The sequence below is a fragment of the Chromobacterium sp. ATCC 53434 genome (genome assembly GCF_002848345.1).
Classification (GTDB): domain Bacteria; phylum Pseudomonadota; class Gammaproteobacteria; order Burkholderiales; family Chromobacteriaceae; genus Chromobacterium.
Genome location: NZ_CP025429.1, coordinates 2,178,943 through 2,203,517 on the forward strand (window position 1 = coordinate 2,178,943; position 24,575 = coordinate 2,203,517).

Annotated in this window: 26 protein-coding genes and 1 other RNA gene; 7 read left to right on the plus strand and 20 right to left on the minus strand. The window is 63.0% G+C overall.

Annotated features, from left to right (window positions below; all coding sequences use genetic code 11):
* Window positions 1-17: 17 nt before the first annotated feature.
* From purF to CXB49_RS09840, 6 genes are all read right to left on the minus strand, one after another.
* Window positions 18-1,550, minus strand: a complete 1,533-nt coding sequence (gene purF, locus CXB49_RS09815) for an amidophosphoribosyltransferase (RefSeq protein ID WP_101708225.1) — start codon at window positions 1,548-1,550, stop codon at window positions 18-20.
* 96 nt (window positions 1,551-1,646) lie between these two features.
* Window positions 1,647-2,162 (minus strand): CvpA family protein, encoded by a 516-nt coding sequence (locus CXB49_RS09820; protein WP_101708226.1) that lies wholly within the window; start codon window positions 2,160-2,162, stop codon window positions 1,647-1,649.
* A 5-nt stretch (window positions 2,163-2,167) separates the two neighbouring features.
* Window positions 2,168-2,917: an SPOR domain-containing protein gene (locus CXB49_RS09825; RefSeq protein WP_101708227.1), complete on the minus strand. Its 750-nt coding sequence runs from the start codon at window positions 2,915-2,917 to the stop codon at window positions 2,168-2,170.
* Window positions 2,918-2,924: 7 nt separating this feature from the next.
* Window positions 2,925-4,193: a bifunctional tetrahydrofolate synthase/dihydrofolate synthase gene (gene folC / locus CXB49_RS09830; RefSeq protein ID WP_101708228.1), complete on the minus strand. Its 1,269-nt coding sequence runs from the start codon at window positions 4,191-4,193 to the stop codon at window positions 2,925-2,927.
* Entirely contained in the window at window positions 4,190-4,651 is a 462-nt protein-coding gene (locus CXB49_RS09835) for a hypothetical protein (RefSeq protein WP_101708229.1), read from the minus strand. Before CXB49_RS09835 ends, folC begins: the two co-directional genes overlap by 4 nt.
* A 6-nt stretch (window positions 4,652-4,657) precedes the next feature.
* Window positions 4,658-5,014: a hypothetical protein gene (locus CXB49_RS09840; protein WP_101708230.1), complete on the minus strand. Its 357-nt coding sequence runs from the start codon at window positions 5,012-5,014 to the stop codon at window positions 4,658-4,660.
* A 132-nt stretch (window positions 5,015-5,146) separates the two neighbouring features.
* Here CXB49_RS09840 and CXB49_RS09845 point away from each other — a divergent pair, with 132 nt between their 5' ends.
* On the plus strand, window positions 5,147-7,066 hold the full coding sequence (locus tag CXB49_RS09845) for an ATP-binding cassette domain-containing protein (protein ID WP_101708231.1): 1,920 nt from the start codon (window positions 5,147-5,149) through the stop codon (window positions 7,064-7,066).
* 46 nt (window positions 7,067-7,112) lie between these two features.
* Window positions 7,113-7,925 (plus strand): ABC transporter substrate-binding protein, encoded by an 813-nt coding sequence (locus CXB49_RS09850; protein WP_158300725.1) that lies wholly within the window; start codon window positions 7,113-7,115, stop codon window positions 7,923-7,925.
* Window positions 7,926-7,931: 6 nt separating this feature from the next.
* On the opposite strand, the gene CXB49_RS23940 is transcribed toward CXB49_RS09850, so the two are convergent.
* The gene (locus CXB49_RS23940; protein ID WP_199406819.1) at window positions 7,932-8,573 is read right to left on the minus strand and encodes a substrate-binding domain-containing protein; all 642 of its coding nucleotides are present in this window, start codon (window positions 8,571-8,573) and stop codon (window positions 7,932-7,934) included.
* Window positions 8,570-8,938 (minus strand): substrate-binding domain-containing protein, encoded by a 369-nt coding sequence (locus CXB49_RS24275; protein WP_199406820.1) that lies wholly within the window; start codon window positions 8,936-8,938, stop codon window positions 8,570-8,572. The genes CXB49_RS23940 and CXB49_RS24275 overlap by 4 nt, the downstream gene beginning before the upstream one ends.
* A gap of 225 nt (window positions 8,939-9,163) precedes the next feature.
* Here CXB49_RS24275 and CXB49_RS09860 point away from each other — a divergent pair, with 225 nt between their 5' ends.
* Window positions 9,164-9,721, plus strand: coding sequence for a C40 family peptidase (locus CXB49_RS09860; RefSeq protein WP_101708233.1), 558 nt, complete (start codon window positions 9,164-9,166; stop codon window positions 9,719-9,721).
* A 129-nt stretch (window positions 9,722-9,850) separates the two neighbouring features.
* On the opposite strand, the gene CXB49_RS09865 is transcribed toward CXB49_RS09860, so the two are convergent.
* From CXB49_RS09865 to CXB49_RS09885, 5 genes are read right to left on the minus strand one after another with little or no spacing between them, the layout of a single operon-like run.
* On the minus strand, window positions 9,851-10,252 hold the full coding sequence (locus CXB49_RS09865; RefSeq protein ID WP_158300726.1) for a phage tail assembly chaperone: 402 nt from the start codon (window positions 10,250-10,252) through the stop codon (window positions 9,851-9,853).
* Between the two features lie 11 nt (window positions 10,253-10,263).
* Window positions 10,264-11,364, minus strand: a complete 1,101-nt coding sequence (locus CXB49_RS09870; protein ID WP_101708235.1) for a hypothetical protein — start codon at window positions 11,362-11,364, stop codon at window positions 10,264-10,266.
* A complete protein-coding gene (locus CXB49_RS09875; RefSeq protein WP_101708236.1) occupies window positions 11,364-11,939 on the minus strand; it encodes a phage tail protein I in 576 nt (191 codons plus the stop codon). Before CXB49_RS09875 ends, CXB49_RS09870 begins: the two co-directional genes overlap by 1 nt.
* Window positions 11,932-13,038, minus strand: coding sequence for a baseplate J/gp47 family protein (locus tag CXB49_RS09880; protein ID WP_101708237.1), 1,107 nt, complete (start codon window positions 13,036-13,038; stop codon window positions 11,932-11,934). The genes CXB49_RS09875 and CXB49_RS09880 overlap by 8 nt, the downstream gene beginning before the upstream one ends.
* Window positions 13,035-13,376, minus strand: a complete 342-nt coding sequence (locus CXB49_RS09885) for a GPW/gp25 family protein (protein WP_101708238.1) — start codon at window positions 13,374-13,376, stop codon at window positions 13,035-13,037. The genes CXB49_RS09880 and CXB49_RS09885 overlap by 4 nt, the downstream gene beginning before the upstream one ends.
* A 50-nt stretch (window positions 13,377-13,426) precedes the next feature.
* On the opposite strand from CXB49_RS09885, the gene CXB49_RS09890 reads away from it, so the two are divergent.
* Window positions 13,427-14,473 carry an IS630 family transposase gene (locus CXB49_RS09890; RefSeq protein ID WP_101706528.1) on the plus strand — a complete coding sequence of 349 codons (1,047 nt, stop codon included), beginning with the start codon at window positions 13,427-13,429 and terminating at the stop codon, window positions 14,471-14,473.
* Between the two features lie 76 nt (window positions 14,474-14,549).
* On the opposite strand, the gene CXB49_RS09895 is transcribed toward CXB49_RS09890, so the two are convergent.
* Window positions 14,550-15,833, minus strand: coding sequence for an aerolysin family beta-barrel pore-forming toxin (locus tag CXB49_RS09895; RefSeq protein ID WP_101708239.1), 1,284 nt, complete (start codon window positions 15,831-15,833; stop codon window positions 14,550-14,552).
* Between the two features lie 513 nt (window positions 15,834-16,346).
* Between CXB49_RS09895 and CXB49_RS23415 the strand changes: the two genes are divergently transcribed.
* Window positions 16,347-16,628, plus strand: a complete 282-nt coding sequence (locus tag CXB49_RS23415; RefSeq protein ID WP_158300727.1) for a hypothetical protein — start codon at window positions 16,347-16,349, stop codon at window positions 16,626-16,628.
* 421 nt (window positions 16,629-17,049) lie between these two features.
* Window positions 17,050-17,514, plus strand: a complete 465-nt coding sequence (locus CXB49_RS23420; RefSeq protein ID WP_158300728.1) for a hypothetical protein — start codon at window positions 17,050-17,052, stop codon at window positions 17,512-17,514.
* 212 nt (window positions 17,515-17,726) lie between these two features.
* On the opposite strand, the gene CXB49_RS09905 is transcribed toward CXB49_RS23420, so the two are convergent.
* The 5 genes from CXB49_RS09905 to CXB49_RS09925 form a co-directional block, all read right to left on the minus strand.
* Entirely contained in the window at window positions 17,727-17,930 is a 204-nt protein-coding gene (locus CXB49_RS09905) for a cold-shock protein (protein ID WP_021476955.1), read from the minus strand.
* Window positions 17,931-18,303: 373 nt separating this feature from the next.
* On the minus strand, window positions 18,304-18,642 hold the full coding sequence (locus CXB49_RS09910) for a hypothetical protein (protein ID WP_101708241.1): 339 nt from the start codon (window positions 18,640-18,642) through the stop codon (window positions 18,304-18,306).
* Window positions 18,643-18,831: 189 nt separating this feature from the next.
* Window positions 18,832-19,196: a transfer-messenger RNA gene (gene ssrA, locus CXB49_RS09915) on the minus strand.
* Window positions 19,197-19,264: 68 nt separating this feature from the next.
* On the minus strand, window positions 19,265-19,882 hold the full coding sequence (gene ribA, locus CXB49_RS09920; RefSeq protein ID WP_101708242.1) for a GTP cyclohydrolase II: 618 nt from the start codon (window positions 19,880-19,882) through the stop codon (window positions 19,265-19,267).
* A gap of 61 nt (window positions 19,883-19,943) precedes the next feature.
* A complete protein-coding gene (locus CXB49_RS09925; protein WP_101708243.1) occupies window positions 19,944-20,666 on the minus strand; it encodes a GAF domain-containing protein in 723 nt (240 codons plus the stop codon).
* A 107-nt stretch (window positions 20,667-20,773) separates the two neighbouring features.
* Here CXB49_RS09925 and CXB49_RS09930 point away from each other — a divergent pair, with 107 nt between their 5' ends.
* Window positions 20,774-21,847, plus strand: coding sequence for a patatin-like phospholipase family protein (locus CXB49_RS09930; protein ID WP_101708244.1), 1,074 nt, complete (start codon window positions 20,774-20,776; stop codon window positions 21,845-21,847).
* Window positions 21,848-21,941: 94 nt separating this feature from the next.
* Here the strand turns inward: CXB49_RS09930 and CXB49_RS09935 are convergent, their stop codons facing one another.
* Window positions 21,942-24,566 carry a M9 family metallopeptidase N-terminal domain-containing protein gene (locus CXB49_RS09935; protein WP_158300729.1) on the minus strand — a complete coding sequence of 875 codons (2,625 nt, stop codon included), beginning with the start codon at window positions 24,564-24,566 and terminating at the stop codon, window positions 21,942-21,944.
* Between the last annotated feature and the right edge of the window lie 9 nt (window positions 24,567-24,575).

Genomic DNA, 24,575 nt, shown 5'->3' on the forward strand with positions numbered 1-24,575 from the left:
TCAGGCGGCCAGGCGGATCAGATCAGATTCTGCTCGGCCACGTTCAGATTCAGATCGATCATGTGCTCGCTGCCGCTGGCGTCGCCGCTCTTCAAGTCCAGCCGCGCGCATTCGATGGCGTCCAGATAGGCCGCCGTGATGTCGCCGGTGATGTATTCACCATCGAAGCAAGAGCTTTCAAAGGCGCGCAATTCGCGGTTGACGCTGCGCACCGCGTCCTGCAAGGCGCCCAGGTCCTGGTAGATCACCGCGTCGGCGCCGATCTCGCGCGCGATCTCGGCCTCGTCGCGGCCGGTGGCCAGCAACTCCGCGCGGGTCGGCATGTCGATGCCGTAGACGTTGGGGAAACGCACCGCCGGCGCGGCCGAGGCGAAATAGACGTTCTTGGCGCCGGAGTCGCGGGCCATCTGCACGATCTCCTTCGATGTGGTGCCGCGGACGATGGAGTCGTCCACCAGCAGCACATTGCGGCCGGCGAACTCCAGCGGCACCGGATTCAGCTTCTGGCGCACCGACTTCTTGCGCACCGCCTGGCCCGGCATGATGAAGGTGCGGCCGATATAGCGGTTCTTGATGAAGCCCTCGCGGTACGGCAGGCCCAGCGCGTTGGCCAGCTGCAGCGCGCTCTGGCGGCTGGAGTCGGGAATCGGGATCACCACGTCGATGTCCAGTCCCGGCAGGTCGCGGCGGATCTTGTCGGCCAGCGCCTCGCCCATGTTCAGCCGCGACTGGTAAACCGACACGCCGTCTATCACCGAATCCGGGCGGGCGAAGTAGACGTATTCGAACAGGCAGGGCGTCAGCCGGGTGTTCTCGGCGCAGATCTGGCTGTGCATGTCGCCGTCGAAGGTGACGTAGACGCACTCGCCGGGCTGCACGTCGCGCAGCAGCGTGAAGCCCGAGCAGTCCAGCGCCACCGACTCGGACGCGAACATGTACTCGGTCTTGCCGCTGGAGTCGGTGCAGCCCATCACCAGCGGACGGATGCCGTTCGGGTCGCGGAAGGCCACCAGACCGAAGCCGGCTATCATCGCCACCACGGCGTAGGCGCCCTTGACCCGGCGGTGCACCGCCTCCACCGCGCCGAACACCGCGTCCACCGTCAGTTCGCGGCCGGTCACCCGCAGCGCCAGTTCGTGGGCAAACACGTTCAGCAGCACTTCGGAGTCGGAATTGGTGTTGATGTGCCGCAGATCGTTGCGGAACATGTCGGCCTTCAGCTCATCGGTATTGGTCAGGTTGCCGTTGTGCGCCAGCACGATGCCGAACGGCGAATTGACGTAGAACGGCTGCGCCTCGGCCAGGCAGGAGGCGGAACCGGCGGTCGGATAACGCACATGGGCGATGCCGGCGTTGCCCAGCAGCGAACGCATGTTGCGGGTGCGGAACACGTCGCGCACCATGCCGCTGCCCTTGTGCATGTGAAAGGTCTTGCCATTGGCGGTAACGATGCCGGCCGCGTCCTGCCCGCGGTGCTGCAGCACCTGCAAGCCGTCGTACAGCAGCTGATTGACCGGCGACTGGCCGACCACGCCTAGAATTCCACACATCTTGAAAGCCCTCTATCCAACTACCTGAAAACGGAATGACAAAAGAAAAAGGCGGAATCTCGAAGTGAAGATATCAAGAGATTCCGCCTTTCTCACCTAACTGTCCGGCGCCTGGCCGGGAGAGTCGTAGTGCAAATTGTTCGCCAGTGTCGGCGGCAACCATGGCCGCAATGACAAGGCCAGCGATTCGAATGGCGCCGCCAGCACGGCGTTCCTCCACATCGGTTTCTGCGGCAGGCTGCTCAGCCCGCCCAACAGCACCAGCACGGTGACCAGCACCACGCCGCGCACCAGGCCGAACGCCGCGCCGAACAAGCGGTTGATCGCGCCCAGGCCTATGCTGTCCACCAGGCCGGTCAGCGTCACTCGCAACAGCGCGGTGGCCAGCCAGACCAGGAAAAACACCAGCACGAAGCCGGCGACGGTGCGCACGCCCTCGCCCGGCAGGCTGGCCGGCAGAAATTCCGTGACCAGCGGCGAAAACTGCTTGGCGCACCAGAAGGCGATCAGCCACGAGCCCAGCGACAGCACTTCGGCGATCAGGCCGCGCATCAGCGCCATCAGCACCGAACCGGCGACGACGGCAATTGCGATATAGTCGAATGCGGTCATGGCGGCTACTTGTTGATGATGATGCCGCTGACGCCGGCGCGGGAAAGCTTCTGCAGCGCGTGCTGCGCCTCGGCCTGGCTGGCGAACGGACCGACGCGGACGCGGGTCACCTCGCCCTTGCTGGTCTCGACCTTGGAAAAGTGCGCGGTCACCCCGATGCCGGCCAGCTTGGCGCGCAGGGCCTCCACCTTGGCCGGATCGGACAGCGCCGCCAACTGGATGACGGACTTGCCGTGGGCGGGCTCGCCGCCGGACGCGTGGCTGTCCGGGTCGGCTCGGCCCTCCAGGATGGCCGCCGGGTCGGCCTTGCGCGGCTTGACCGCGGGCTTGGCCTCCTCGGTCTTGCGCCGCGGCTCGGGCTTGGCTTCCGGTTTCGGTTCCGGTTTGGCTTCCGGCTTGGGCCGCGCTTCGGCGACGGCCGCGGCGGGCTTCTCGACCGGCTTGACGGTTTCGCGCTCGGCCGGCGGCGGCGCGGTGATCGTCGACAGATTGGCCGGCAGATCGGTGGCGGACGCTTGCGGCGCCTCGGCCACCGCCTGCGAGGCGGCGCGTCTGGCCGCCGGAGCCGAGGCGGCCGGCGCCGAGGCCTCGCCCATGATCTCGATGGATTCCGGCTTCATCTGCTGCTCCGGCAGATGCCCGACCACGTTCCACAGGACCACGGTGGCAATCGAAACCAGCACAATCGCGCCGACCAAACGGCGGCGGGCGCGCTTTCTCAGCAATATCAGTTCATCGTGGCTGGACAGTGCCATGCATTCCTCAAACCGGGTGACGCCGGGCTTCCAGTACTTCGGCTACGGTGTGGAAAGACCCGAAAACGACGATTCTATCATTGTCGCCGGCTTGCGATAAGGCGGTCGACCATGCGCCGGCGACGCGATCGAAAGCCTGGACGTCGGCGATGCCCGCCGCGGCCAGCTCCGCGGCGATGGCCTCGCCGCTCTGGCCGCGCGGCATGTCGAGGCCGGCGACCAGCCAGCGGTCGAATTCGCCGCGCGCCAATTCGACCACCGCCGCCATGTCCTTGTCGGCCAACATCGAAAACACCGCGTAGCGGGTTTCGGCATACGGCAGCTGTTTCAGCGCCGCCGTCATCGCCTTCACCGCGTGCGGATTATGGCCGACGTCCAGCACCACCGTCGGCCGGCCCGGCAACACCTGGAAGCGGCCGGGCCACTCCACCTGGACCAGGCCCTGCTTGACGGCGCCGATGCCGACCGGCAGCTTGTCCTTGATCGCCTCCAGCGCCGCCAGCGCGCCGCAGGCGTTCATCAGCTGATAGCCGCCGCGCAGCGCCGGGATCGGCAGCGCGTGGCGCTGATGGTCGCCGCAGCGGAACGACCATTGATTGTCCATCCGGGAAAAACCGAAGTCGCGGCCGTACAGTCTCAGATCGGCGCCGATGGCGACGGCGTGGTCCAGCAGCCGCCGCGGCGGCTCCGGATCGACGCAGATCGCCGGCTTGCCGGCGCGATAGATGCCGGCCTTCTCGAAACCGATGTCCTCGCGATCGTTGCCGAGTATTGCCTGGTGGTCCAGATCGACGCTGACCACCACCGACACGTCGGGCTCGAAGATGTTGACCGCGTCCAGCCGGCCGCCCAGCCCCACTTCCAGCACGATGACGTCCACCTTCTCGGCGACGAAGCTGTGCACCGCCGCCAGCGTGCCGAATTCGAAATAAGTCAGCGAGACGTCGCCGCGGGCCGCGTCTATCGCCTCGAAACTGGCGATGATGCGCTCGTCGCTGGCCGGCTTCAGATCAATGGCGATGCGCTCGTTGTAGTGCAGGATGTGCGGCGAGGTGTAGGCGCCGACCTTGAAGCCGGCGGCGTGCAGCATGCTGGACAGCATCGCGCAGGTGGAACCCTTGCCATTGGTGCCGGCCACCATGATGATCGGACAATGCGGCCTCAGGCCCATCGCGTCGCGCACCCGGGACACCCGCTCCAGGCCCATGTCTATCGCGCTGACATGCAGCCCTTCCTGCCAGCGCAGCCAATCGTCCAGTGTCTTTCTCATGGTCATCGTGGGGTTTCCATGTCATCGGTGGGCTGCGGCGGATGAAACCACAGCAAATAAGCCCGCAGCAGTCGGCGCGGCTCGGCGCCGGACGAGTCCGGCCACAGCATCACGCTGAGCCGCCGACCGTCGGCGCTCGCGTTCAACACGATCAGCAGCGGTGTGACGAAACAATCGTCCAACGGTTCCGCCGCCTGCCTCGCGTCGCCGCGGCACAGGAACAAGCGCCCCTGCGGATCGACCTCCAGCCGGTCCGGCGCGTCGCCCCGCCACCAGCCATCGGCCCGCAGCGCGCGCAGGCCGAACCAGGCGGCCGCCGGCAGGCTGATCGCATATGCCGGCGGCAGACAGGCCAGCAGCGCCGTCGCATAGCCGGCGTAGGAGGCCAGAACCAGCGCCAGCCACGCGCGCGACGGCCTGAGCGGCACGGCGAACGGTTGCAGCAAAGCCCGGTCCCGGCGCATGTTCGCTTACAGTTCGGCGGCCGGCAGGTTGGAGATGTCGGCGTCGACGCTGTCGATCACGGTCGAATGGATTTCCACGTCGAACCACTCCCAGAACGCCTTCAGCGACAAATCCGACGGCCACAGGCCTTCGTCCTCGTCCCAGGAGGCAAGTTCCATCTTGAACAGCTGTTCGCTGATTTCATCGATGTGGGCGACGCCCTCTTCCGGCTCGACGAACTCGGGCAGCAGGATGGCGGTGCAGTCGCTGCGCAGGCTGTCCAGCGTCAGGTCCACCATATCGGTGTCCGGCAACTGGTTCAGCCAATCGAGGAACGGTTGTTTCGGCTTGATGACGGCAACGGCGCGGTCGACGAAATACATGGCGGGGCCTTTCGCAAAGGAAGATTCGGCGCGCATTGTAGCAGTCCGCCCGCGGCTAGGCGACCCGTCCGCCGACAGGGCCTCCGTGGTAAACTGGCGGCCGTTTTCCTCATTTAGCAAGACACACAGAACATGGCCCTGATTACCGTCGAGAAAGCCTGCCTCGCCTTCGGACACCACGCCCTGATGGACAACGTCGATTTCGCCCTGGAACCGGGCGAGGCGGTCGGACTGATAGGCCGCAACGGCGCCGGCAAATCGTCGCTGCTGAAGAGCATAGCCGGCGCGGTGCAGCTGGACGACGGCCGCATCAACGTCAAGGGCGACGTCAAGGTGGCCTATGTGCCGCAAGAGCCGGAATTCGACCCCGGCCACAGCGTGTTCGAGGCGGTGGCCGTAGGCCTGGGCGACTTGAAGGCGCTGCTGACCGACTACCACAAGGTCACCCAGCAACTGACCCAGCCGGACGCCGACCACGAGCAGGCGCTGGCGCGGATGGAAGACATCCAGCACCAGCTGGAAGCGCGCGGAGGCTGGCAGTTCGACGCGCTGATCTCGTCGACGCTGAGCCATCTGGACCTGGACGCCAAAGTCCTGGTCGGCGAATTGTCCGGCGGCTGGAAAAAACGGGTGGCGCTGGCGCGCGCGCTGGCGTCCAAGCCCGACGTGCTGCTGCTGGACGAGCCGACCAACCACCTGGACGTCGCCGCCATAGAATGGCTGGAAGGCCTGATCCGCAACTTCTCCGGCAGCGTGCTCTTGATCACCCACGACCGCCGTTTCCTCGACAACGTCGCCAGCCGCATCGTCGAACTGGACCGCGGCATGCTGCGCAGCTATCCGGGCAGCTTCTCCTCCTACCAGACCCGCAAGGCCGAGGAGCTGGCGATAGAAGAGGAGCAGAACCGCGTGTTCGACAAGTTCCACGCCCAGGAAGAGGTGTGGATACGCAAGGGCATCGAGGCGCGCCGCACCCGCAACGAGGGCCGGGTGCGCCGGCTGGAGGCGATACGCCGCGAACGCGCCTCCCGCCGCGAGCGCGTCGGCCAGGTCAATTTCCAGCTGGACGCCGGCGAGCGCTCCGGCAAGCTGGTCGCGGAACTGGAGCATGTCGACAAGGGCTTCGACGGCAAGACGCTGATCCGCGACTTCACCACCCGCATCCTGCGCGGCGACAAGATAGGCCTGATCGGGCCCAATGGCGCCGGCAAGACCACGCTGCTGAAGCTGATCCTCGGCGAACTGCAGCCTGACGCCGGCGTCGTCAAGCAGGGCACCAAGCTGGAAATCGCCTACTTCGACCAGTTCCGCGAGCAACTGGACGAGGAAACCAGCGTCGCCGACATCATCAGCCAGGGCAACGACTTCGTCGAGATCGGCGGCGTCAAGAAACACGTGATGAGCTATCTGGAGGACTTCCTGTTCTCGCCGCAGCGCGCCCGCAGCCCGGTGCGCTCCTTGTCCGGCGGCGAACGCAATCGCCTGCTGCTGGCCCGGCTGTTCACCCGCCCCGCCAATGTGCTGGTGCTGGACGAGCCGACCAACGACCTCGACATCGACACGCTGGAGCTGCTGGAGGATGTGATCGCCCAATACGCCGGCACCGTGTTCCTGGTCAGCCACGACCGGGCCTTCCTCGACAATGTGGTGACCCAGGTCATCGCCTTCGAGGGCGACGGCAGGCTGGAGGAGTATCCGGGCGGTTACCAGGACTGGCAGGACACCAGGAAGCGGATGGCCGCGCTGGGCGGCGCCGACAAGCCCAGGGAGGCCGCCCCGGCCCAGCCTTCGGCGGCGGCGCGGCAGGACAAGCCGAAGGCGTCCCGCAACAAGCTGTCCTACAATGAGGGGCGCGAACTGACGGCGCTGCCGGACCAGATCTCCGCCCTGGAGGCGGAACAAGCCGAGTTGAACCAGCGCCTGCTCGATCCCAACTGCTACCGCGACACGCCCAAAGAGGCCATCGCCTGGCAGCAGCGCATCGACGAGATCGACGAACTGCTGCTGGAGAAGCTGGCGCGCTGGGAAGAGCTGGAACAGCGTTCCCGCTGAGCGTCCTTGGCGGCCGGCCAAGCCAAGATCCAATCAGGAGGAGCGCGTGGCGCCATTCGAGGGCCGAAAATACCGCAGCCGGGCGCGACATGCCCCTGGCTGGCGGCTCGCGGCGGCGCTCGCGATGGCCGTCGGCGCGGTCCAAGCCACGCCGCTGCGCGCCTGCGCGTCCGATGTGGACTTCCCGCCCTATGTCTTCACCTCCTCATCCGGCTTTGCCGGCGGGGCCCAGGACACCGGCCTCGCCGTCAATGTGCTGCAGCGCGCGCTGAGGCGGGCCGGACGCGAGCCGGCCATCGTCGAAAGGCTGCCATGGCGGCGTTGCCGCGAAATGGTCGCCCATGGCCAGATCGACATCGCCATCGACGTGCCGTCGCGCGAGCTGGACCCGCAGCGCTTCCTCGCCACCGAGGCCTACGCCGAGGTGCATCACCTGTACTTCTACTCCTCGCGGAAACATCCGGCCGGCGCGCCGCTGCGCGCGCTGGCCGATCTCAAGCGCTACACCGTGTGCGGCCTGTTCGGCAATCGTCTGGACGCCTTCGGCATCGCCCCGTCGCGTCAGGACATCAGCTCGAAAAACGAACGCAGCGCGATAGCGAAGATCATGGAAGGCCGCTGCGATGTCTTCATCGAAATCCGCGAGGTGATAGACAGCCTGTCGGAACGAGACGCGGCGCTGCGCGATCTGTTCGACGGGCCGGCCCTGGGCCGGGCCGACCTGCCCGGCGACACCGCCACCGGCCTGCATTTCGAGTTCAAGCGCGCGGCCAAGGGCGGCGACGAGCTGCAGCAATCGTTCAACGCCACCATCCGCGACCTGATCCGCAACAACGAAATGGCGCGGATGATGCCGTAAGGCCGGTCACTTGAGCGGCTTGCCGAATACCGTCTTCGCGGCGACCGGCATCAACTGGTCGACATTGCGGCTGGTCGCCACCAGGACCGGCACCAGGATTTCCTTCGCCGGCGGCCGCCCATGCAGTTGCGCGACCAGGGCGCCGGCCGCCGAACTGCCCATCAGATAAGGCTGCTGCATGCCGACGGCGACCAGGGCATCGCTCTTCAGCAGGCGGACGACATCCGGCATCGCGTCGAAGGAAACCAGCAGCACCTGCTTCTGCTTGCCTGCCTCCCGTATCGCCCGCATCGCCCCGTCCACCGGCTGGTCGGTCTCGATGAAGAAGCCGCGCAGCCCAGGATGCGCGGCCAGCGCCTCCCGCACATAGCGGTAGGTCTCCTCGGCGGAATAGTCTTTCATCTGCCTGAGCACGCTCTCTCGCGCGAAACCGGCGTCCCGCATCGCGTCGCGGAAGCCGTTGCTGCGATCCTGGCCGTTCTTTCTCGTCAATTCGATGGTGACCATGCCGTAAGCGCCATTGCCCCAGTTCCGCGCCCGCATCGCCTTCGCCAGCTCGGCCCCGACATCGTAGGCGCCGCGGTAATTGTCCGACTTGACGAAGCTGGCATAGTCGCCGCCGCTGGTGCCGATATCGGCTATCGTCACCGGAATGCCCGCCCGGCGGGCCAGAGAGCCAGGGCCTCCTCCGCCGACTTGCTATTGGTCGGGGAGATCACGATGCCGGCCGCATGGCGGTCTATCAGCTGGCGAACGTGAGCCAGCTGCGCCTCCTCGCTGAGCTTGCTGTCCAACTGCGTGAACGCGTAGCCATTCGCCTCCGCCACCGCCTTCACGCCCTTGCCCACCGTGTCCCAAAACGGCAAATCCGCCTTGGCGGTGATGTACGCGATCTCGGCGGACGCCGCGTGCAGCGGCGTCAAGCCGATGGCCGCCGCCAATGCCGGCGCCAACGCGCGACGCGCGAACGACGCCATCGCCGCGACGGCGGTGGAGGCCAGTGCGATCTTCATTCCATATCTCCGCAGGGAAATCTCCGGATCGATTTTCCATTCTAGTCGCGCCGACGCCTTGTCCATGGCAAATCGCCGCCCGTCGGCGGCCGGATGTTTCCCCGCGTTTACACTGGCGCGACAGCCGAACGCCCGGCCCGCGCTATACTGCCGTCGAAGCGTCCCGCCGCCGCTAGGAGCCTGGCGGGAAAGAACGCGCGCAAGACAACAGGAGCCCACGCGATAATGGAAAACACCCAGCCGATAGACGACAGCGGCCGCCGCCGCCTGCTGCAGGGCGCGGCGCTGGCCGGCCTCGCCGCCTTGCTGGCCGCCTGCGGCACCACCGCGGTGAAGACCAGCCAGCGCCCCCGGCCGAGCCGGCCGTCCGGCGACACCTCGCTGTCCAATATCAGCGCCGACGGCAACGGCCGCGAAATCCTGCTGTACACGATAGGCCTGCTGGACGGCGGCTATCAGTTCGGCGGCAGCAATCCGGAGGCCGGACTCGATTGCAGCGGCATGGTCAGCTACATCTACCAGAACGCGGTCGGCATCCGGCTGCCGCACAACGCCGCCCGCATCGCCGCGCTGGCCCGGCCCATTCCGGACACGCAGATGCAAGTCGGCGACCTGGTGTTCTTCAACACGATGAACCGGCCGTTCTCGCATATGGGCCTGTTCATCGGCGACGGCAAGTTCGTCCACGCGCCGCGCACCAACAGCACGATACGCGTGGCGCGGCTGGACAACGTTTACTTCGCGCCGCGCTACGAGGGCGCGCGCACCGTGCTGCGCGCCTGAATGAAGCGCGGCGCGAAAACTGAACGCCATTGCGCGCGATAAATGGTGACCCACCAATTTTCCACTATCTGCAAAAGAATTTCACTTCTGTCAGAAAGGGGCCTGTTGGCCCCTTTGCATTTTGACGGATCATTGCGGTTTGGATGGCCAGGTCGTCTTCAACGGGAATTCAGGCTGCTGTGGCACATCGCGCAGCACCTGTGCGTATGCTGCCCACTGCCGGGCTTGATCCTCCGTCAATGTTGTCGGCAGTTCATAACTTTTCTGATACGCATGTCGATCCAGCACGTTGAGCGCATCTTTCAGCAGCAGGTCTCGATGTGCGCGCGCATCGCTGGCCATCTCTTCAGGGGTGGCCGGTGGCTTCGCACGCGCTATTGGTGCCCCAGTATCATCGACGCTGATGATCGCCCCGGACGCCTGCGCATCAAGCATGGCGTTGTAGAGGTCCATCGGGATTTCGTATGCATCCGCTGGGCGGATGGTGCTGGCAGAGTCAAAGAAGCCGCACAAGGAAGGTGAAAAGTCCATTATCGTGCTCCTCATAGTTTCCCAATCGCTCTGATAAAAATGGTGCCTTCATCAGGCGGACCACCGTAGATGCCGCGCGTCCGAATCGTGCCGCCGGTCGATGTCGGCGCCGACGCCAACAAAGCAATAACCTCGCCCTCGACATCCATTACGGACGGCCAGACCCCGTAGACCTCGGCCATTGCGAGAGGAAACACAAACGAGATCAGCTCGTCCCGGCGACTAAATTGAACCGAGAACCACTGCTCCACTTGCCCATCAGGGTATTTCCGGTGGCCCCGTGGAGAGACCTGACCGGCGAACAGCGTTCGCATGCCGGTGACTACAGCAGACAAATCACTCTTGGTTGCACCGTCCGCGATACCGTAGCCAGCAAGCGTTGTTGCCTGAGCCGCAAACCACTCATGCAGCAAGCCGTATTTCGCTGATCGGAGCGCCCCGTCGGCGTCGACCGCCAGCACCTCCAGATTGTCGACCTTCAGCATCAACTTCGCCGAGCCGCGCCCAGGCACAGGGCTTTTCGCAGCAAACAGCCCGGTGTCCCCGTCTTCGTCAAACGCGAAACCGACGGCCGCGCCATCATCGCCTGCCTCGGCCGGATCGCCTTTATTCGCACGGAAAGCCGCCCCCCAGACCCGGCGTTCAGCGTCGCGCCAGGCGGCATCGGTAATGCCATAGCCATCCAACGTAGAAGGCTTGCCAGACGTGATCTTGCTCCAGTCCAACGTGGGCACATCGTCACCGGACAGTTGGCGGCCGTTGGTCACACGGCCTTTCACGTCGACAGTCACAATGGGGTAGCTACCCGGCTTCACGCCGCTGTTGGCCAGCGTCAGCGCTGCGCTGGCGTCGCCACTACCGTCAAACGCTACATTCCAGCTACCGTCGCCGGTCAGGGTGATCTGGCGTGCTGTCCTCAGCTGCGCGGCGTAAGCTGCCGTCGACGTGCCGCCTGCAAGCTCATCCAGCTGCTTCTTCAGAAAAGCGGTGCGGTTGGCCAGCTGTTTGCCCTGCAGATTGTCGATGCCGTCCGGCCCGGCCAGTACCGGGTCGGAGGTTTCCAGTTGATAGATGCCCGCCTCCCAGACGGGCTTTTCCTGCAGATTGGCCATCAGGCGCTCCCTCGGTTGAATTGCTTGTTACGGCGGATCACGCCGTTGTGGCGGTTGGCCGCGGCCTGGTACTCCAGGCTGGCCAGGTGGCAGCGTGCCGGCGCGACGGCACGCAGCGCGCTGCGCAGGCTCACGGCCTGATCGTTGGTGATGGGTTGCTGCAGCACCACGCGATACTTCGCCCATGAATCGACCTCGCCATGCACGTGCATGCCGTCATGCCGAATGGTGCCGTTGCGAAGCTGGCCGGCCAGCCCTTCGATCAGCGTGGCCTCACCCAGGCCCAGCCGGCGGATCACTTCTCGGACGGCCCACGGCGTACCCTTGTAGCGGTGCAGCTCGATGGCACCTTTGATCATGTGCCGCCGCGCGTCGTCGGACTCGGCCAGTTCCCAGCCATCGCCTGGCAGGCTGAATTGTTCGGCCAGCAGCGGCAGCGCCGAGCTGGTGACGTTGTCCACCAGGTAGACCAGCAGCCCGGACACGTCCACCGCGCTGATCCTGGCCGCCAATACACCGAGAATGCGGCTGCGGGTATCGCCGGCCAGGGCCGGCGGCAGAGGCAGGTCAGCCATTCGTCGCCTCCGTCGGCACGAGCTTGATTCCAATGCAGCGCGCCCATTCGTTCTCAGCCAGCTGCAGCCGTGGCGGATTGACCAGCGTGACCTCGTAGACGCCCGTCACCTGCAGTGCGGCGATGATTTGGCTGGGCACGATGTCCCGTCCCAGCGCGGCAGCATGTTCCGCTGCGTAGGCGGCGGCCTGCTGGTTGGCGGTGGTACACACCTGCGGGGCATCAGCCTGAGTAAATAGCTTCAGCTGTGCCTCGATCACATAGTCCACGGCGGCCGGCGCCAGGGCTTCGACACGGTCGGTCAGCGGCCGGACCTTCTCGGCCGAACACGTGGCCTGTACCAGGGCGAGCATGTTGGCATCCGGCAGTCCGGTCTTCAGCAGCGGGTAGAGCTGAACTACGCCAGGCGTAGGCGACAGCACGGCGACGTCGACAATGTTTTGGTGCGCTCGCAGCGCGTGGAAACGGTAGGCCGCCACGCTGCCTGCATTGGAGAACGATTCCGGTGCCAGCGTGATGCGTTCGCGCAACCTCTCGTCGTCCTCCTCGTCCACACCACCGGCCGTGGCTCCCGTGTTGGTCACCACCACGTCCATGTCGCCCAGATCGTCCATCAGATTGACGATCTGGCCGGTCTGCCAGCCGTTGCCGGTGATACCGGCGTCCTGGCAGGTTGCTGCAGCATCCAGCGATATGCTGCCGACCGGCAGCGTCACGGCCTCGTCGGTGGCGAACGCCACCACACCGTCGCCACTTTCGACGCGCGTACCTGCCGGGATCAACAGCGGGCTGGCCAGCGGCGCGTCTAGGCTGAAGCGGAGTACGGCGCGGGCCGGTTGGGCCGGCAAGCGGGTAACACCTACCAGCTGGCCCAGGTAGTCCAGCATCGGCGCGCGGGCAAATGCCACCAGGTTCTGCTTGGCGGCCTCCTGGATGCCGACGCGGACCAGCGTTTCGCGGTAGGCGATCAGGTCGATCAACAGCCGTTCCACCTGAGCCGGATACAGGGTTTTGCCGCTCATCTGCTCGTATTGGGCGATGATTTCGGCCGTAATGGCATCCGGGTCGCGGGCGATGAATTCCGGTGCAGGTAGGGTCACAGCGTCACCTCCGTTTCGCGTACGCCGGCAGCAATGCGCCAAGTCACGCGCAGAGTGATGCGGGCGCCGTCGATCAGCGGCGCCACCTTTACCAACTGGCAGCGCGGCTCCCATGCCCGGATCGCCTCCACGGCTTCGCGCACCACGTGCGGTACGGCCAGGGTGACGGGATAGTCGAGGTAGAGATGGATGTCGGAGCCAAAGTCCGGCCGATGCGGATCGCTGCCCTTGGGGGTGGTCAGGATGATGCGGATGCACTGGCTGATATCCGCCTCGGCCTCGACCAGGTCAGGGCGGTTCAGCGCGGGTTGCCAGTGAATGGAGTCAGATAGCTTCATGCCACTATTAATCCGGCAGTAATAATCCGTACAGATTGTATACTTCCGGCATGGAAAAAATCGATGTGCGCAAGCTTGAACTGGCCGCCCGTGAGCAGCTGAGGCGTACCGCTATCCGGATGTACAAGCGAGGCCGGTCTCAAGCCAGTATTGCCGAAGAACTCGGGCTGCGCCGCCCCACCATTTCCGCCTGGGTGGTGCGTGAGGCAGCACTAGGTGCGCAGGGATTCAAAGAACAGAAGCGCGGTCGCGCCGAAGGCACCGGCCGTCGGCTGACCGAGGCGCAGGAAGCCCGGATCAAGCAGGACATCGTGGATCGCACGCCAGACCAGATGAAGCTGAGGTTTGCCCTGTGGAGTGCTCAGGCGGTCAAGGCTGTAATCAAGCAGATGTTTCTGATCGATCTGCCGATCCGTACTGTCCGTCTGTACTTGGCCCGCTGGGGCTTTACGCCGCAGCGCCCGCTCAAACGCGCTTATGAGCAGCGACCGGCAGCAGTCGAGAAATGGCTCAAGGAGGAATACCCGGCTATCGTCGCGCGTGCCAAAGCGGAAATGGCTGAAATCAGCTGGGGCGACGAATCGGCGGTGTCGAGTGTTGAGCACTTTCCGCGTGGCTACGCCCCAAAAGGCCAAACCCCAGTTCTGGTGTTATCCCAATCGAAAAGAGCGCGCATCAACTTGATTTCGGCCATTACCAACCAAGGCAAGATGCGCTTCATGCTGTACCGGGAGACCTTGACGGCCCGGGTGCTGATCAAGTTTCTGATGCGGCTGATCCGTGATGCTGGCGGCAAGAAGGTGTTCTTGATCCTCGACAACTTGCGCGTGCATCACAGCAAGCTGGTGCAAGCATGGTTGGAGGAGGAAGAGAACAAGAAGGCGATTGAGTTGTTCTTCCTGCCCAGCTACTCACCGGAACTGAACCCGGATGAATACTTGAACGGCGACCTGAAGGCCAGAATGAGCGCAGGTGAGCCGGTTCGATCAGACGGTCAACTTCAAGGGAAAGTGCTGTCCCATTTACGCTCATTGCAGAAGCAGCCGGCCAGAATCCGGTCGTACTTCCGGCATGAAAAAATCCGCTACGCGGCATGAGCTTTCTGTACGGTATTTGACTGCCGGATTAATAGCGTCACTGGCGTCTAGATCAGACCCGGCATGCAAAATCCCCCTACTTGAACGGAGATGCGGAGGATGGTTGGGCTTCCGGCTTGCTCAACGTGAAGCGCAATTTCTGCACCTTGGCTGCCACATCACTCATATCGCTTAGCAAGCGGTAGTGAATCCCGCGGGACGCAGAAAGGCCGTTATTTGGCAAAGACTCTGCCGGTCCTGCGGTAACGACGTAGCCGGTGGAAGCCGCCACGGTGAACACTCCATCGAAGCGCTGTTTGAATTTTCGCTTGGTGATCATGCCTATTTGGTTTTCGACCATATTGCGGTTGTGCTGGCTGATCAACCATGGCCAGTCCCACTTCGAGTTTGCCGGCCTAAGGTATTGCGATAGCAAGTCCCGTGTAGCGTTCAGACCGTCGTAGCCGCCGAACTTGCCGAGATAAAACGGGCGGTCCGTCGGATGGCCATTGAGGGCATTGCCGCCATAGCGGAGGAAGTTGTACAGTTCAGCATCGTAAGTTATGTAGATCATTGAGGTATAAGGGGTATCTGCCCTTTGCTCATATAGCGTCAGCGTGATCTCACGCTTGGACCGGGCTGGTAGTTGAACCTGGTACTCGGCGCTCTGGGATACGGTTTCTTTATGGTCGCTTGCAGTTATCCAGTCTGCATCGGCATTGATTTTCACCGCCACCGAACTCCCCTCGCTATCGCCCAATGGCAGGCTGGCGTTCCATGGCCTGGCCACGGTGACGGGACCATTGACGGTTATATTGTCCACCTTGCTCCAAGCGACTGCAGACTCATAATTCAGATTGGCCACGGTGGAATCATCGATGTCGCCGTGGTTTTCCAGCAGAACCTTGATGGTCTTGATCGGCTGCTTGTCATGCCGCCGTGACGCCATCAGGACCAGATCATCGGGTGTTGTCTCCCACTGGATGTTGAGAAACGCCATGCGAAAACGCTTGTCTGCCCAATAGCCGCCTGGGCCGTTGGGGTCGTATTTGCTGTTAAACATATAACGGCGCCTGCTATCCGAGATCGATAAATCATCCAGACGGGTGTCTATTCTCCGATACTCCATTTCGGAACCCACCTCTTCGTTTTGATTGGTATTGCCGCCTACCCAGCCGTAGCCCAGCATATCCGCCAGCTCCGTCCAATGTTTAAAAAATTTCTCGTTAGTGATGATTTTTCGAATGGTTGATTCATTGTCCAATGAAGGCTCATCGAATATCAGGTCGGGATAGGCGGGGACGGTATCATCCCCCCAGGCATGGGTTTGGATTGTGGAAAACAATACGATCGCCGAGGCGATAAATTTTACGCGATTCATACTGTATACCTTTTGGATTAGGAATTAAATTAATGATGTTAATTCATTGATTGACAATATTCGCAGTCGGCAATTAAAACCAAGAAATGGCAATGCCATATATTTCATGCTAGAACCGTGCCTAGTCATAGGCAATTAGTATTGACTCATTTCTTGTGAATGAATTGTAAATGGCTAGGATATTCAACATGAAACTCGAGATCGAAAATGTGCACAGTTGAATTTATGGAATGCTGGGCCATTAAAATGGTGCGCTAATATCAAGTAAGGAAGGGGTTTGCCTTGCAGGATGTTGAAGGGTGAGGATGAGTGGAAGAGTAAGTTCTAAAGAAAGAGCTTTAAATAAATTAAAGCCGTCCGGTCTAGCTCGCAAGCGCAGAGCATCAGAGGCACGGCTGCAGAAATGTCGAGATCACCAGGGGCTTCCAGGCAACGGTTTGCGCGAATCTGCCGGGCATTTCCAAAAAAAAGCCCGGCGCAAGGCCGGGTCAAGGGTATTGCCTAGATAACGACATGCAAGTACACGCCAACAATGTCCCAAAACCCGTCAGCACAAAGCGCGCCACGCAACCGCGCTCGAAGCGCAATGCAGAGGACGGTGCGGCGCCAAGGAAAAAAGACCCGGCGCAAGCCGGGCCAACATCCTTGGAGAAGACTGTGACGAGCAAGGCACGCCACACACGCAGCATGGACTCAGTTGTCGCCGGCAGCCGCGGGAAAATCGAATATTCGGAATATTCCGAGGAATGGCTCGTCCTGCCCAGGAGAATGGACTGGGAATGTGAGAAATGTTGATCATGATGCAGCGCTCGCCCGCGAGGCGAGCGCATTTCAGGGAAAAACAGACTATTCCGAACCAAGCGCGGCGCGAAACGGCCGCCTTGGCTAGGGAGGGGGCTGCGTCAGCCAGGTCGGAGTGAAGACCATATTCGATCTTTCAGTCCACGTCGCGCATGCATTTGTCGGCGCCATCAGGCAGAGTGTTTTTGTCATCGACATCGGCAAAGGACCGCTCGAGGATGCACTCATCCGAAATGGAACTGTCCGTATTAATAGCCGCTAACAAAACCTCGCAGAGTCCCAGAGCCAAGGCGCGCCGACGCAGGCAGTGCAGAGAGTACGATAAGGAGGCGCAACGCAGGATCAGGGGTTTTGTTAGCGGGTCTAGAGGATTGAGCCGAAAGACCTGTGGTGTGTCGTATGGCAAGCTGCGCAAATGGCATTGGGTATCGAGCCGCTTGCTCGATACATCGACCATAACCGCAAGACCTTCAACCGTCGTCACCGCGGCGGGAAGCCAGGCGGCGATGGCGCGATTTTATTCATCGGCACCAAAACGGACTGTAAGCTATTTGCCGAAATCATCGAGGAAGCCCTGCATCATCACCACCAGCCAATGCGCCGCTCAAGGACGCTGGCAAGCTGGCCGATGATCAGACCGATTGCTGATTCTGCGTCGCCTTGGCGGGCCCGGTCTGGAGACGCCTCGGGGAGGTTCGCCAGTGGCTTGAAACCGGCCCCGCTACTGCTGGCTTCTGGTCGAGACGCTATTGATTGCTCGCTTGGTCCGCTGATCCGCGGTCGGCCTAGCCTCCGCGGCGCGGGCTGGGAGATGCGGACGGTGGTCGCCGAGTGCGACACCGCTCAGAATGCCGCTGTTCGGCTTGTTCGCGAAAATTGAGCGGATCTGGTTGCGTGAAGGTCTTGATCGCTGCGCGCGCAAAGGGATGTTTACCAGCTTGCCCGAAAGACTTGAGCGAGTAAACTTATTGCCCACTTTCGCACCAATCCTTGCAGCCACCTTGCTTGGCATGGCTATCCAGTGGCGCCATAAATGACAGGTCTGGGCAAAAAAAAAGCCCGCTAGGGGCTTTTTTGATGACAGCAATAATTTTACAGCGGCTGAATGCCGGATGCTGCCGGACCTTTTTGGCCCATGGCTCGGGTGTAGCTTACTTTTTGACCTTCATGCAGCGATTTGAAGCCATCGGCACGAATTTCAGAAAAATGAGCGAACAGGTCATCGCCGCCATTATCCGGGGTGATGAAGCCAAAACCTTTTGCGTCGTTGAAAAACTTAACGGTACCCGTTTCCATAATGCACTCCTTGTGTCGGTTAACGGCAATAAAATTGCCAAGGGCATGATAATCAAGGAATAGATAAGGAAACAATGAAGACCAACTGGGTGGGCAACGCGGTGTCGATAGATATGATGCTTGAATATCCTGCTTTATCAATTTTGCACAGGTTGCCTTCCAACTGTCAACAATATTTTTTAGACCCGCTAACAAAATCCCTGATCCGGCGTTGTGCCTCCTTGGCGTGCGGCTGGTACTGCCCGCGTCGGCGCGCCTTGGCTCAGCTTCTCCGCGAGGCTTTGTTGGCGGCTCCAAGCCATGCTCCGGGGAATGGCTTATCAGCCGCCCTCTGACGGATCGCGATTTCATTCCGGCCAGTCCGATAGGCCCGCTATCTGTTTGGAATGCCATCAAGATTTCCAGCGACATAGGCAAGCGATCGCTGTAGCGCCATGTCCAGGAACGGAATGTCGTGGAGACGCTCGTCGCCGGCGGCGCCCTGCGCGCGTGCGCGCTCAAGGGCAAGATCCAAATCCTGGATCACAGCCAGCCTCGCCTCTACGCCCTGCGCGAAGCCGCTTTCGTTGGGAAAGAGATCGGAGACGATGAAGGCCTCGCGGAACTGCGCCGTCAGCTGCTGGGCTTCCTGCAGCGTGGGCTGGCCACGCCGGATCGCTCGAAGGGCGATGTTCAGTTCGTCGGCGAGGACGTCAAGGGTATAGGGTTTCATGCCGGTCCGTATTTGAATTTGTACAAATTCAAAATACAGCGAGGGCGCCCCGACGGCAATAAGGATCCGACGAACGGTTGCGCAGGAAAATGTTGACCAAAAAGCGGACCAAACCACCTCAAGAGCCCAAAAAAAAGCCCTGCATAAGCAGGGCTGTTTTTGGTAAGCAATTAACTTGCTTGGAATTGGTGGTGGAGGCGGCGGGAATCGAACCCGCGTCCGAAAGTCCTCTACAGTGAGTTCTACATACTTAGTCGTGTCATTTGGATTTAACCGCTGCCACGCCGACGGACAGGCTGGACTTTGGCGAGTTACCTATTATTTCGCACTGAACCAAGTAACCCGGAGCAGCACTAGCAGATGTAGAGTGACACTACAGGGTTTTGACGCCCCCGGCCCATCTGCGAACCGTTGTAGTGTCTAGCCGGCCGTTAGGCTGCTAGAGCGTAAGTTTCGTCGTTTGCGACTAAAAAAATTCAGTGTTTTACGGGGTGACTGAAATCCCGGTATGCCCCCATCTGCTTCGCAACCCCCGTCGAAACCAGGTCGCCCCCAGACAAGACGATCATTGTATTACAACTCTCATCGCTTGGCGAGCCTTCGCATGGTTCGCCTGCGCAATTTACTTGAACAGCATGTGACCGAGCTTGGCGGCCTTGGTGTCCAGGTAATGGTCGTTATATGGGTTGCGTCCCACTTGCAGCGGCACACGCTCCACCACATTGATGCCGGCATTTTGCAGCGTCGCCAGCTTGCGCGGATTATTGGTCATCACCCGGACGCTGCTGATGCCGAGATGTTCCAGCATGTGCCGGGCAATGCGAAAATCGCGCATATCGGCCGGGAAGCCCAATCGTTCGTTGGCTTCCACCGTGTCGGCGCCGCCGTCCTGCAGCTTGTAGGCGCGAATCTTGTTGATCAGGCCGATGCCGCGCCCTTCCTGGCGCAGATACAGCAAGGCGCCCCGCCCTTCCTTGCTGATGGCCTCCATCGCCGCCTCCAGCTGGAAGCCGCAATCGCAGCGCAGAGAAAACAGCGCGTCCCCGGTCAGGCATTCGGAATGCAACCGCGCCAGCACCGGATCGCCGTCGGTCACTTCGCCCAGCGTCAGCGCGACATGCTCCTGTCCGCTTTCCTCTTCGAAACCGTGCATGGCGAATTCGCCCCACGGCGTGGGCAGCTTGCAGCTGGCGATGTAGTGGATAACAGGTTCGGGAACAGGCTGGGGTTGCGACGACATGACTTCTCCGGAGTATCTCAATGGCAATGCGAACAGGCCGCTCAAGCGGCCCGGACCGCGATTAGTTGGGGGACGATTCCGTTTTTTCAAGCGGAGGCAGCTTGCGCAGCAGCTGCGGCAGCACGATGGCCAGCGCGGCCAGCCATACCTGGCGCTCCTCGGTGAAGTGGCCGGCGGTGAACGACTCCGCGTCGATGATGCCGAGCACATTGTCGTCCGCGCCCAGTACCGGCAGGCAGATCTCGCTCATCACCTTGGGGTCGCACTCGTAATAGCCGCCGCCTTCGGCACGCCATTGCGCCACGTCGTCGATCAGCACCGCCCAGCCGGTCAGACCGACGCGGCTGTTGTTGCTGAATTCGGCGAAGGCCTCTGTCAGCGGAAATTCGGCGCGGCTCTCGACGCCATGGTAGGCCAGCTTGACCAGCATCGCCTTGCTGCCGACGCCGATCTTGCGGTAGATGCCCAGCCAGTCCGCGCCGATCTTGGCATTGACCGAATCCAGCAACGCGCCCAGATTGACCAGCGTGGCGGTGGTCTCCGCCGACTCGCCGCCCAGGACCGCGGCCAGGTCGTACGGCGTTTCGTCCAACTCGTCGAACAGCGAGCAGCTGCCACCCTCGCCCAGTTTGGGCACCAGGTAACGGTACAGGTCGCGGCGAGGCGCAGGCTTGTCGATGGCGATCACCGCCTGCAGCGTCATCACCGCGATCTGCAATTCGGTGATGTCGAGTTTCAGGGCTTGTTCGCGCAGATAGTCGGTCAGCTGGCTTGCGGGTATCATCGGGGAACTCCTGGGCTGCGGCGCGCGCCGCGACGCGCGCGTGATTCGAAACGGAACAGGATAACAAACCCGACCACGCTTCGCCATTTCGCCACTCTTATATCCTAATGACCGCCATTCATATTCGCCACGCCGCGCTTATCGTCAAGGCCGGCGCCCGCGCCCGCCAGTTGTTGCGAGACGGGCTGCGTCCCGAACAGGTGGCCATGCTGCCCGGCGCCGCCGGCGGCCCGAAGGCGGTCGGCATCACCGGCCTCGATCAGGCGGTGTTCGGCTGGCTGGCCGACGCGCCGCGCGAGCGCGAATTGGTCGGCGCATCGATAGGCGGCTGGCGCTTCGCCTGCGCGATGCAGGACGATCCGGCCCGAGCATTGGCGCGACTGGCGGAACGCTATACGGCGGAAAGCTATCATCCGGGCGTCACCACCGGGCAGATCACCGCCCAGACCCGGCAGATGCTGCGCGACATTCTCGACGACGACGCGCTGGCGGCGATACTCGCCCATCCGCATTATCGGCTCAATCTGTTGCTGGTGCAGTCGCGCGGGCTCGCCAACCGCGAGAACAAGGCGGCGCTCTTGTCCGGATTGATGCTGGCCGCCGCCTTGAACGCGGTGTCGCGACCGCTGATTCGCCACAGCTTCAGCCGGGTAATCTGTCACGACGCGCGCAGCCGCCTGCGCTTCGCGCCGCGGGACGCCATCCCGACGAGGCTGCAGCCGCTGGATGCCGGCAATCTGGAAACCGCGCTGATGGGCACGGTGGCGATTCCCGGCGTCCTGCACGGCGTGCAGCTGCCCGAGGCGCCGACGGCGGTCTACCGCGATGGCGGGCTGACCGACTACCACATCGATTTTCCTTTCGCCCACGGCGACGATATCGCGTTGTATCCGCATTTCACCGACCGCATCGTGCCGGGCTGGTTCGACAAGACGCTGCCCTGGCGCCGGCATAGCGCCGCCAACCACGCCAACACCGTGCTGCTGGCGCCGTCGCGCGAATACCTGGCCGCCCTGCCCGGCCACGGCCTGCCGGACCGCAAGGATTTTCGCCGCTATCTGGGCCGAGACGAGCTGCGTCGCCGGCACTGGCGCGCGGCTACCGCCGAAAGCGAGCGGCTGGGCGACGCGTTCCGGGAGTGGCTGGAAAAACCCGGCGCCGTCGCCGTGCAAGCCTTGTAGGCTGCCGCCCGGCATTCCCGGTCTGTGCATTGTTTCAGACGCAAAAAAGCCGGGCGATTGCCCGGCTTCGCTTGCTCGTCGGCTCAGCTCGACCTCAGCCCGCCTGTGCCCAGCACTGCTCTTCCGGCATGTCGCGCGGCGTGGCGTTCAGTTCCACCACCACATCGCGGAACTGCGCGCCCTTGCTGAGACGGACCGTCATCTTGTCGGCCACGCCCGGTTGATCGAGGTCGCGGCGATAAGTGAACGATCCCCAGTCCGATATCGCCGCCCGGCCCAGTTGCGGCGCCTGCACCAGCTGGTAGCGCTCCACGCCGCCTACACCCTGCAACTGTCCGCGCAGGCAGCGCGACGCGCCCCCGTAGCTCAGCTTGGCCAGGTTCAGCTCGCCTTCCTGCGGCGGCAGGGGCTTGGCGCCGCCGGCCGGACCCAGCGGGCCTTCGCAGCGCAGCGCCGCAGTTTTGCGCTTGAAGTCGTAGTCGGTGGCCGAGCAGTTGGTCGCCGTCAGGTTGTTGAGGCCGGCGGTTTTCACCAGATTCTGCAACGCGTTGTCCAACAGCTTGTCCAGCTCCTGGCGCGCCTGGGTGTTGCCGGTCGCGGTCAGCGGCAGCGTGCCCTGGCATTCGAAACGGCGCAGCGCGCTGTCCTTGCCGTCGGCCCATACCTGGCAGCCTAGCGGCAGCGAGCGTCGCAGCGCCGCCTCCACCGCGGCGGCGTCGCCGGTCTGCCATTTGTCCTGCGCCATCCAGTCCGTGCCCTCGACGGTGGAGGTGTTGCCCAGCTGACCCGCCTGCGCCAGTTTCACCTGCTGGTCGACATAAGCGCGGAAGCCGGCAACCAGCGCGGCATCGCCGCCCATGTCGCGCACCAGGGCGTCGAAGCGCTTGACGTCGTCGGCGCGCAACGAGGCCAGGATATCGGCGATCTTGCCGGGCTGCTGTTGGTTCAGATAGTAGAACCACAGCGCGGAATGGCTGTAGAAGTCCCAGCCGTCGCTATAGCTGGAGCGCATGATGCGGGACGGCTCCAGGAAGCTTGTCGGCCAGCCGCCCGCGACGACGTCCACCACATGGCCGCGCACCTTGATGCCGTCGCGCGAGGTGCTCCAGGCCATGAACTCGGCGAAACCCTCGTCATACCACGGCATGCGGCGATCGTCGCGATAGAACTCCGACGTGCCCCACATGCCGGGCTGGATGAAGCGGCCGGACAGATAGTGCACGTATTCGTGCCGCACCAGCTCCTCGAGCGTCAGATAGCTTTCCTTTGGCACTTCGCGCTGGAAGGTGTAGAAGGTGCCGTCCTTTTCGATGTAGATGCCGCCGTTGTCGGTGGACAGCTCGTTGAGCAGGCCCTGGAAACGCTGATAGGCGGTCTTGCTGCCGTAGATCACCATGCGCAGCTTGGCGTTGGGGTCGTCCGCCACCGGCTGCTTGGTGCCGGCGACGCGGAACAGCTGGGTTTGCACCTGCTTCATCGCATAGTACAGCGGCTCCACCTCGGCCAGGCTCAACGGCGTCTCGAATACCAGATTGCCGTTATCGAAACTCCAGCGGTTGGGGAACAACTGGGCGCGCAGCTCCTGCTCCGCCTGGCAGATGCCGTAGCGTTCGCACGGCACCTTGCCCAGCGTTTTCAAGGCATAAACGGCCTCGGCCCAGGCGGCGCCGAACTTCTCGCCGTTCAGATGCTGGGCGACGGCGGCCTCGGCCTGCGGCGCGGTGCGCGGATACTGCATGAAACGGCCGGTTTCGCGCAGGGTGTTGAGGAACATCTGCTCGTCGGCGAAGGCCGGCTGGCCCGCGCGGGTCAGCGCGACCAGGCTGGCCACCAGGCCGTCCAGCTGCCCCTGTCCGACCTTGTCGGCGAAGCCCGGCTGGTAATGCATATTGAACAACAGCGTTTGCATCGGATGCAGCGCGAAGCGCGCCCAGCTATCCTTCGCCGCTGCGTTGTAGCGGCCGAAGAAGCGGGTCAGCAGCGGCAGCGCGTAGTCGGCCTTTCGCACCGAGTCGGCCAGAATCAGCGTTTCCGCCACGCTCTGACGGGCGTCGCGCTCGCGGTACCAGGCATCGTGGTCGCCGCGGCCGTCGATGGCCTTGACCTCCCACAGCGCCGGATTGGCCGCCATCGCCTCCACCACCTGCATCACCGGCTGGTCGACGGCGGGGCCATAATCACCGACTTCCTGGGCGTGGCTGTATTGCAGGAAGTAGCCGGCCTTCAAGAATACCGACAGCGGCCACAAGCCGTTGGCGTTTTGGCCGTCCCAGCCGGCCGCGCGCTGACGCGCCTCGGCGGCCACCAGTTTCATATTGACAGGAGAGACCGCGCGGTAGCTCAGCGCGTCAGCCTGAAACAGGCGGTTGACGCAAGTGCCGTCCACACTGGCCACATAGCGCACCAGTTCCTGTCCGGACAGCTGGCCGAACTTGGCGGGATCGCAGTCGGCGTAGCTGGGAGCAGTCAATTGGGCGCGCGCCGCCAGTCTGGTCGCGGCCAGTCCTTGCGGCCCCTGAGGCTTGGCCGTCGGAGCCGGACCGTCGTTGTCCGGCGCGGCCGGCGGCAAGCCGTGAGGGTAGTCGGGCTTCTCGCCCAGGGCCGGCGAGTGCGAGGAGTAGCGGGCCGAGGGCTGATTGGCCTGCGGCGCCGGCTGGTTGGAAGCGGCCGGTTTGCCGCTGTCGGTCGCCACGCAGGCGGACAGCGTAGCGGCGGCCATCACGGACAA

Bases quoted from the DNA above. Each gene is read 5' to 3' on its own strand.
- purF (WP_101708225.1), bottom strand. From the start codon at position 1,550: ATGTGTGGAATTCTAGGCGTGGTCGGCCAGTCGCCGGTCAATCAGCTG.
- CXB49_RS09820 (WP_101708226.1), bottom strand. From the start codon at position 2,162: ATGACCGCATTCGACTATATCGCAATTGCCGTCGTCGCCGGTTCGGTG.
- CXB49_RS09825 (WP_101708227.1), bottom strand. From the start codon at position 2,917: ATGGCACTGTCCAGCCACGATGAACTGATATTGCTGAGAAAGCGCGCC.
- folC (WP_101708228.1), bottom strand. From the start codon at position 4,193: ATGACCATGAGAAAGACACTGGACGATTGGCTGCGCTGGCAGGAAGGG.
- CXB49_RS09835 (WP_101708229.1), bottom strand. From the start codon at position 4,651: ATGCGCCGGGACCGGGCTTTGCTGCAACCGTTCGCCGTGCCGCTCAGG.
- CXB49_RS09840 (WP_101708230.1), bottom strand. From the start codon at position 5,014: ATGTATTTCGTCGACCGCGCCGTTGCCGTCATCAAGCCGAAACAACCG.
- CXB49_RS09845 (WP_101708231.1), top strand. From the start codon at position 5,147: ATGGCCCTGATTACCGTCGAGAAAGCCTGCCTCGCCTTCGGACACCAC.
- CXB49_RS24275 (WP_199406820.1), bottom strand. From the start codon at position 8,938: ATGAAGATCGCACTGGCCTCCACCGCCGTCGCGGCGATGGCGTCGTTC.
- CXB49_RS09860 (WP_101708233.1), top strand. From the start codon at position 9,164: ATGGAAAACACCCAGCCGATAGACGACAGCGGCCGCCGCCGCCTGCTG.
- CXB49_RS09865 (WP_158300726.1), bottom strand. From the start codon at position 10,252: ATGGACTTTTCACCTTCCTTGTGCGGCTTCTTTGACTCTGCCAGCACC.
- CXB49_RS09870 (WP_101708235.1), bottom strand. From the start codon at position 11,364: ATGGCCAATCTGCAGGAAAAGCCCGTCTGGGAGGCGGGCATCTATCAA.
- CXB49_RS09875 (WP_101708236.1), bottom strand. From the start codon at position 11,939: ATGGCTGACCTGCCTCTGCCGCCGGCCCTGGCCGGCGATACCCGCAGC.
- CXB49_RS09885 (WP_101708238.1), bottom strand. From the start codon at position 13,376: ATGAAGCTATCTGACTCCATTCACTGGCAACCCGCGCTGAACCGCCCT.
- CXB49_RS09890 (WP_101706528.1), top strand. From the start codon at position 13,427: ATGGAAAAAATCGATGTGCGCAAGCTTGAACTGGCCGCCCGTGAGCAG.
- CXB49_RS09895 (WP_101708239.1), bottom strand. From the start codon at position 15,833: ATGAATCGCGTAAAATTTATCGCCTCGGCGATCGTATTGTTTTCCACA.
- CXB49_RS23415 (WP_158300727.1), top strand. From the start codon at position 16,347: ATGCAAGTACACGCCAACAATGTCCCAAAACCCGTCAGCACAAAGCGC.
- CXB49_RS23420 (WP_158300728.1), top strand. From the start codon at position 17,050: ATGGCATTGGGTATCGAGCCGCTTGCTCGATACATCGACCATAACCGC.
- CXB49_RS09905 (WP_021476955.1), bottom strand. From the start codon at position 17,930: ATGGAAACGGGTACCGTTAAGTTTTTCAACGACGCAAAAGGTTTTGGC.
- CXB49_RS09910 (WP_101708241.1), bottom strand. From the start codon at position 18,642: ATGAAACCCTATACCCTTGACGTCCTCGCCGACGAACTGAACATCGCC.
- ribA (WP_101708242.1), bottom strand. From the start codon at position 19,882: ATGTCGTCGCAACCCCAGCCTGTTCCCGAACCTGTTATCCACTACATC.
- CXB49_RS09925 (WP_101708243.1), bottom strand. From the start codon at position 20,666: ATGATACCCGCAAGCCAGCTGACCGACTATCTGCGCGAACAAGCCCTG.
- CXB49_RS09930 (WP_101708244.1), top strand. From the start codon at position 20,774: ATGACCGCCATTCATATTCGCCACGCCGCGCTTATCGTCAAGGCCGGC.
- CXB49_RS09935 (WP_158300729.1), bottom strand. From the start codon at position 24,566: ATGGCCGCCGCTACGCTGTCCGCCTGCGTGGCGACCGACAGCGGCAAA.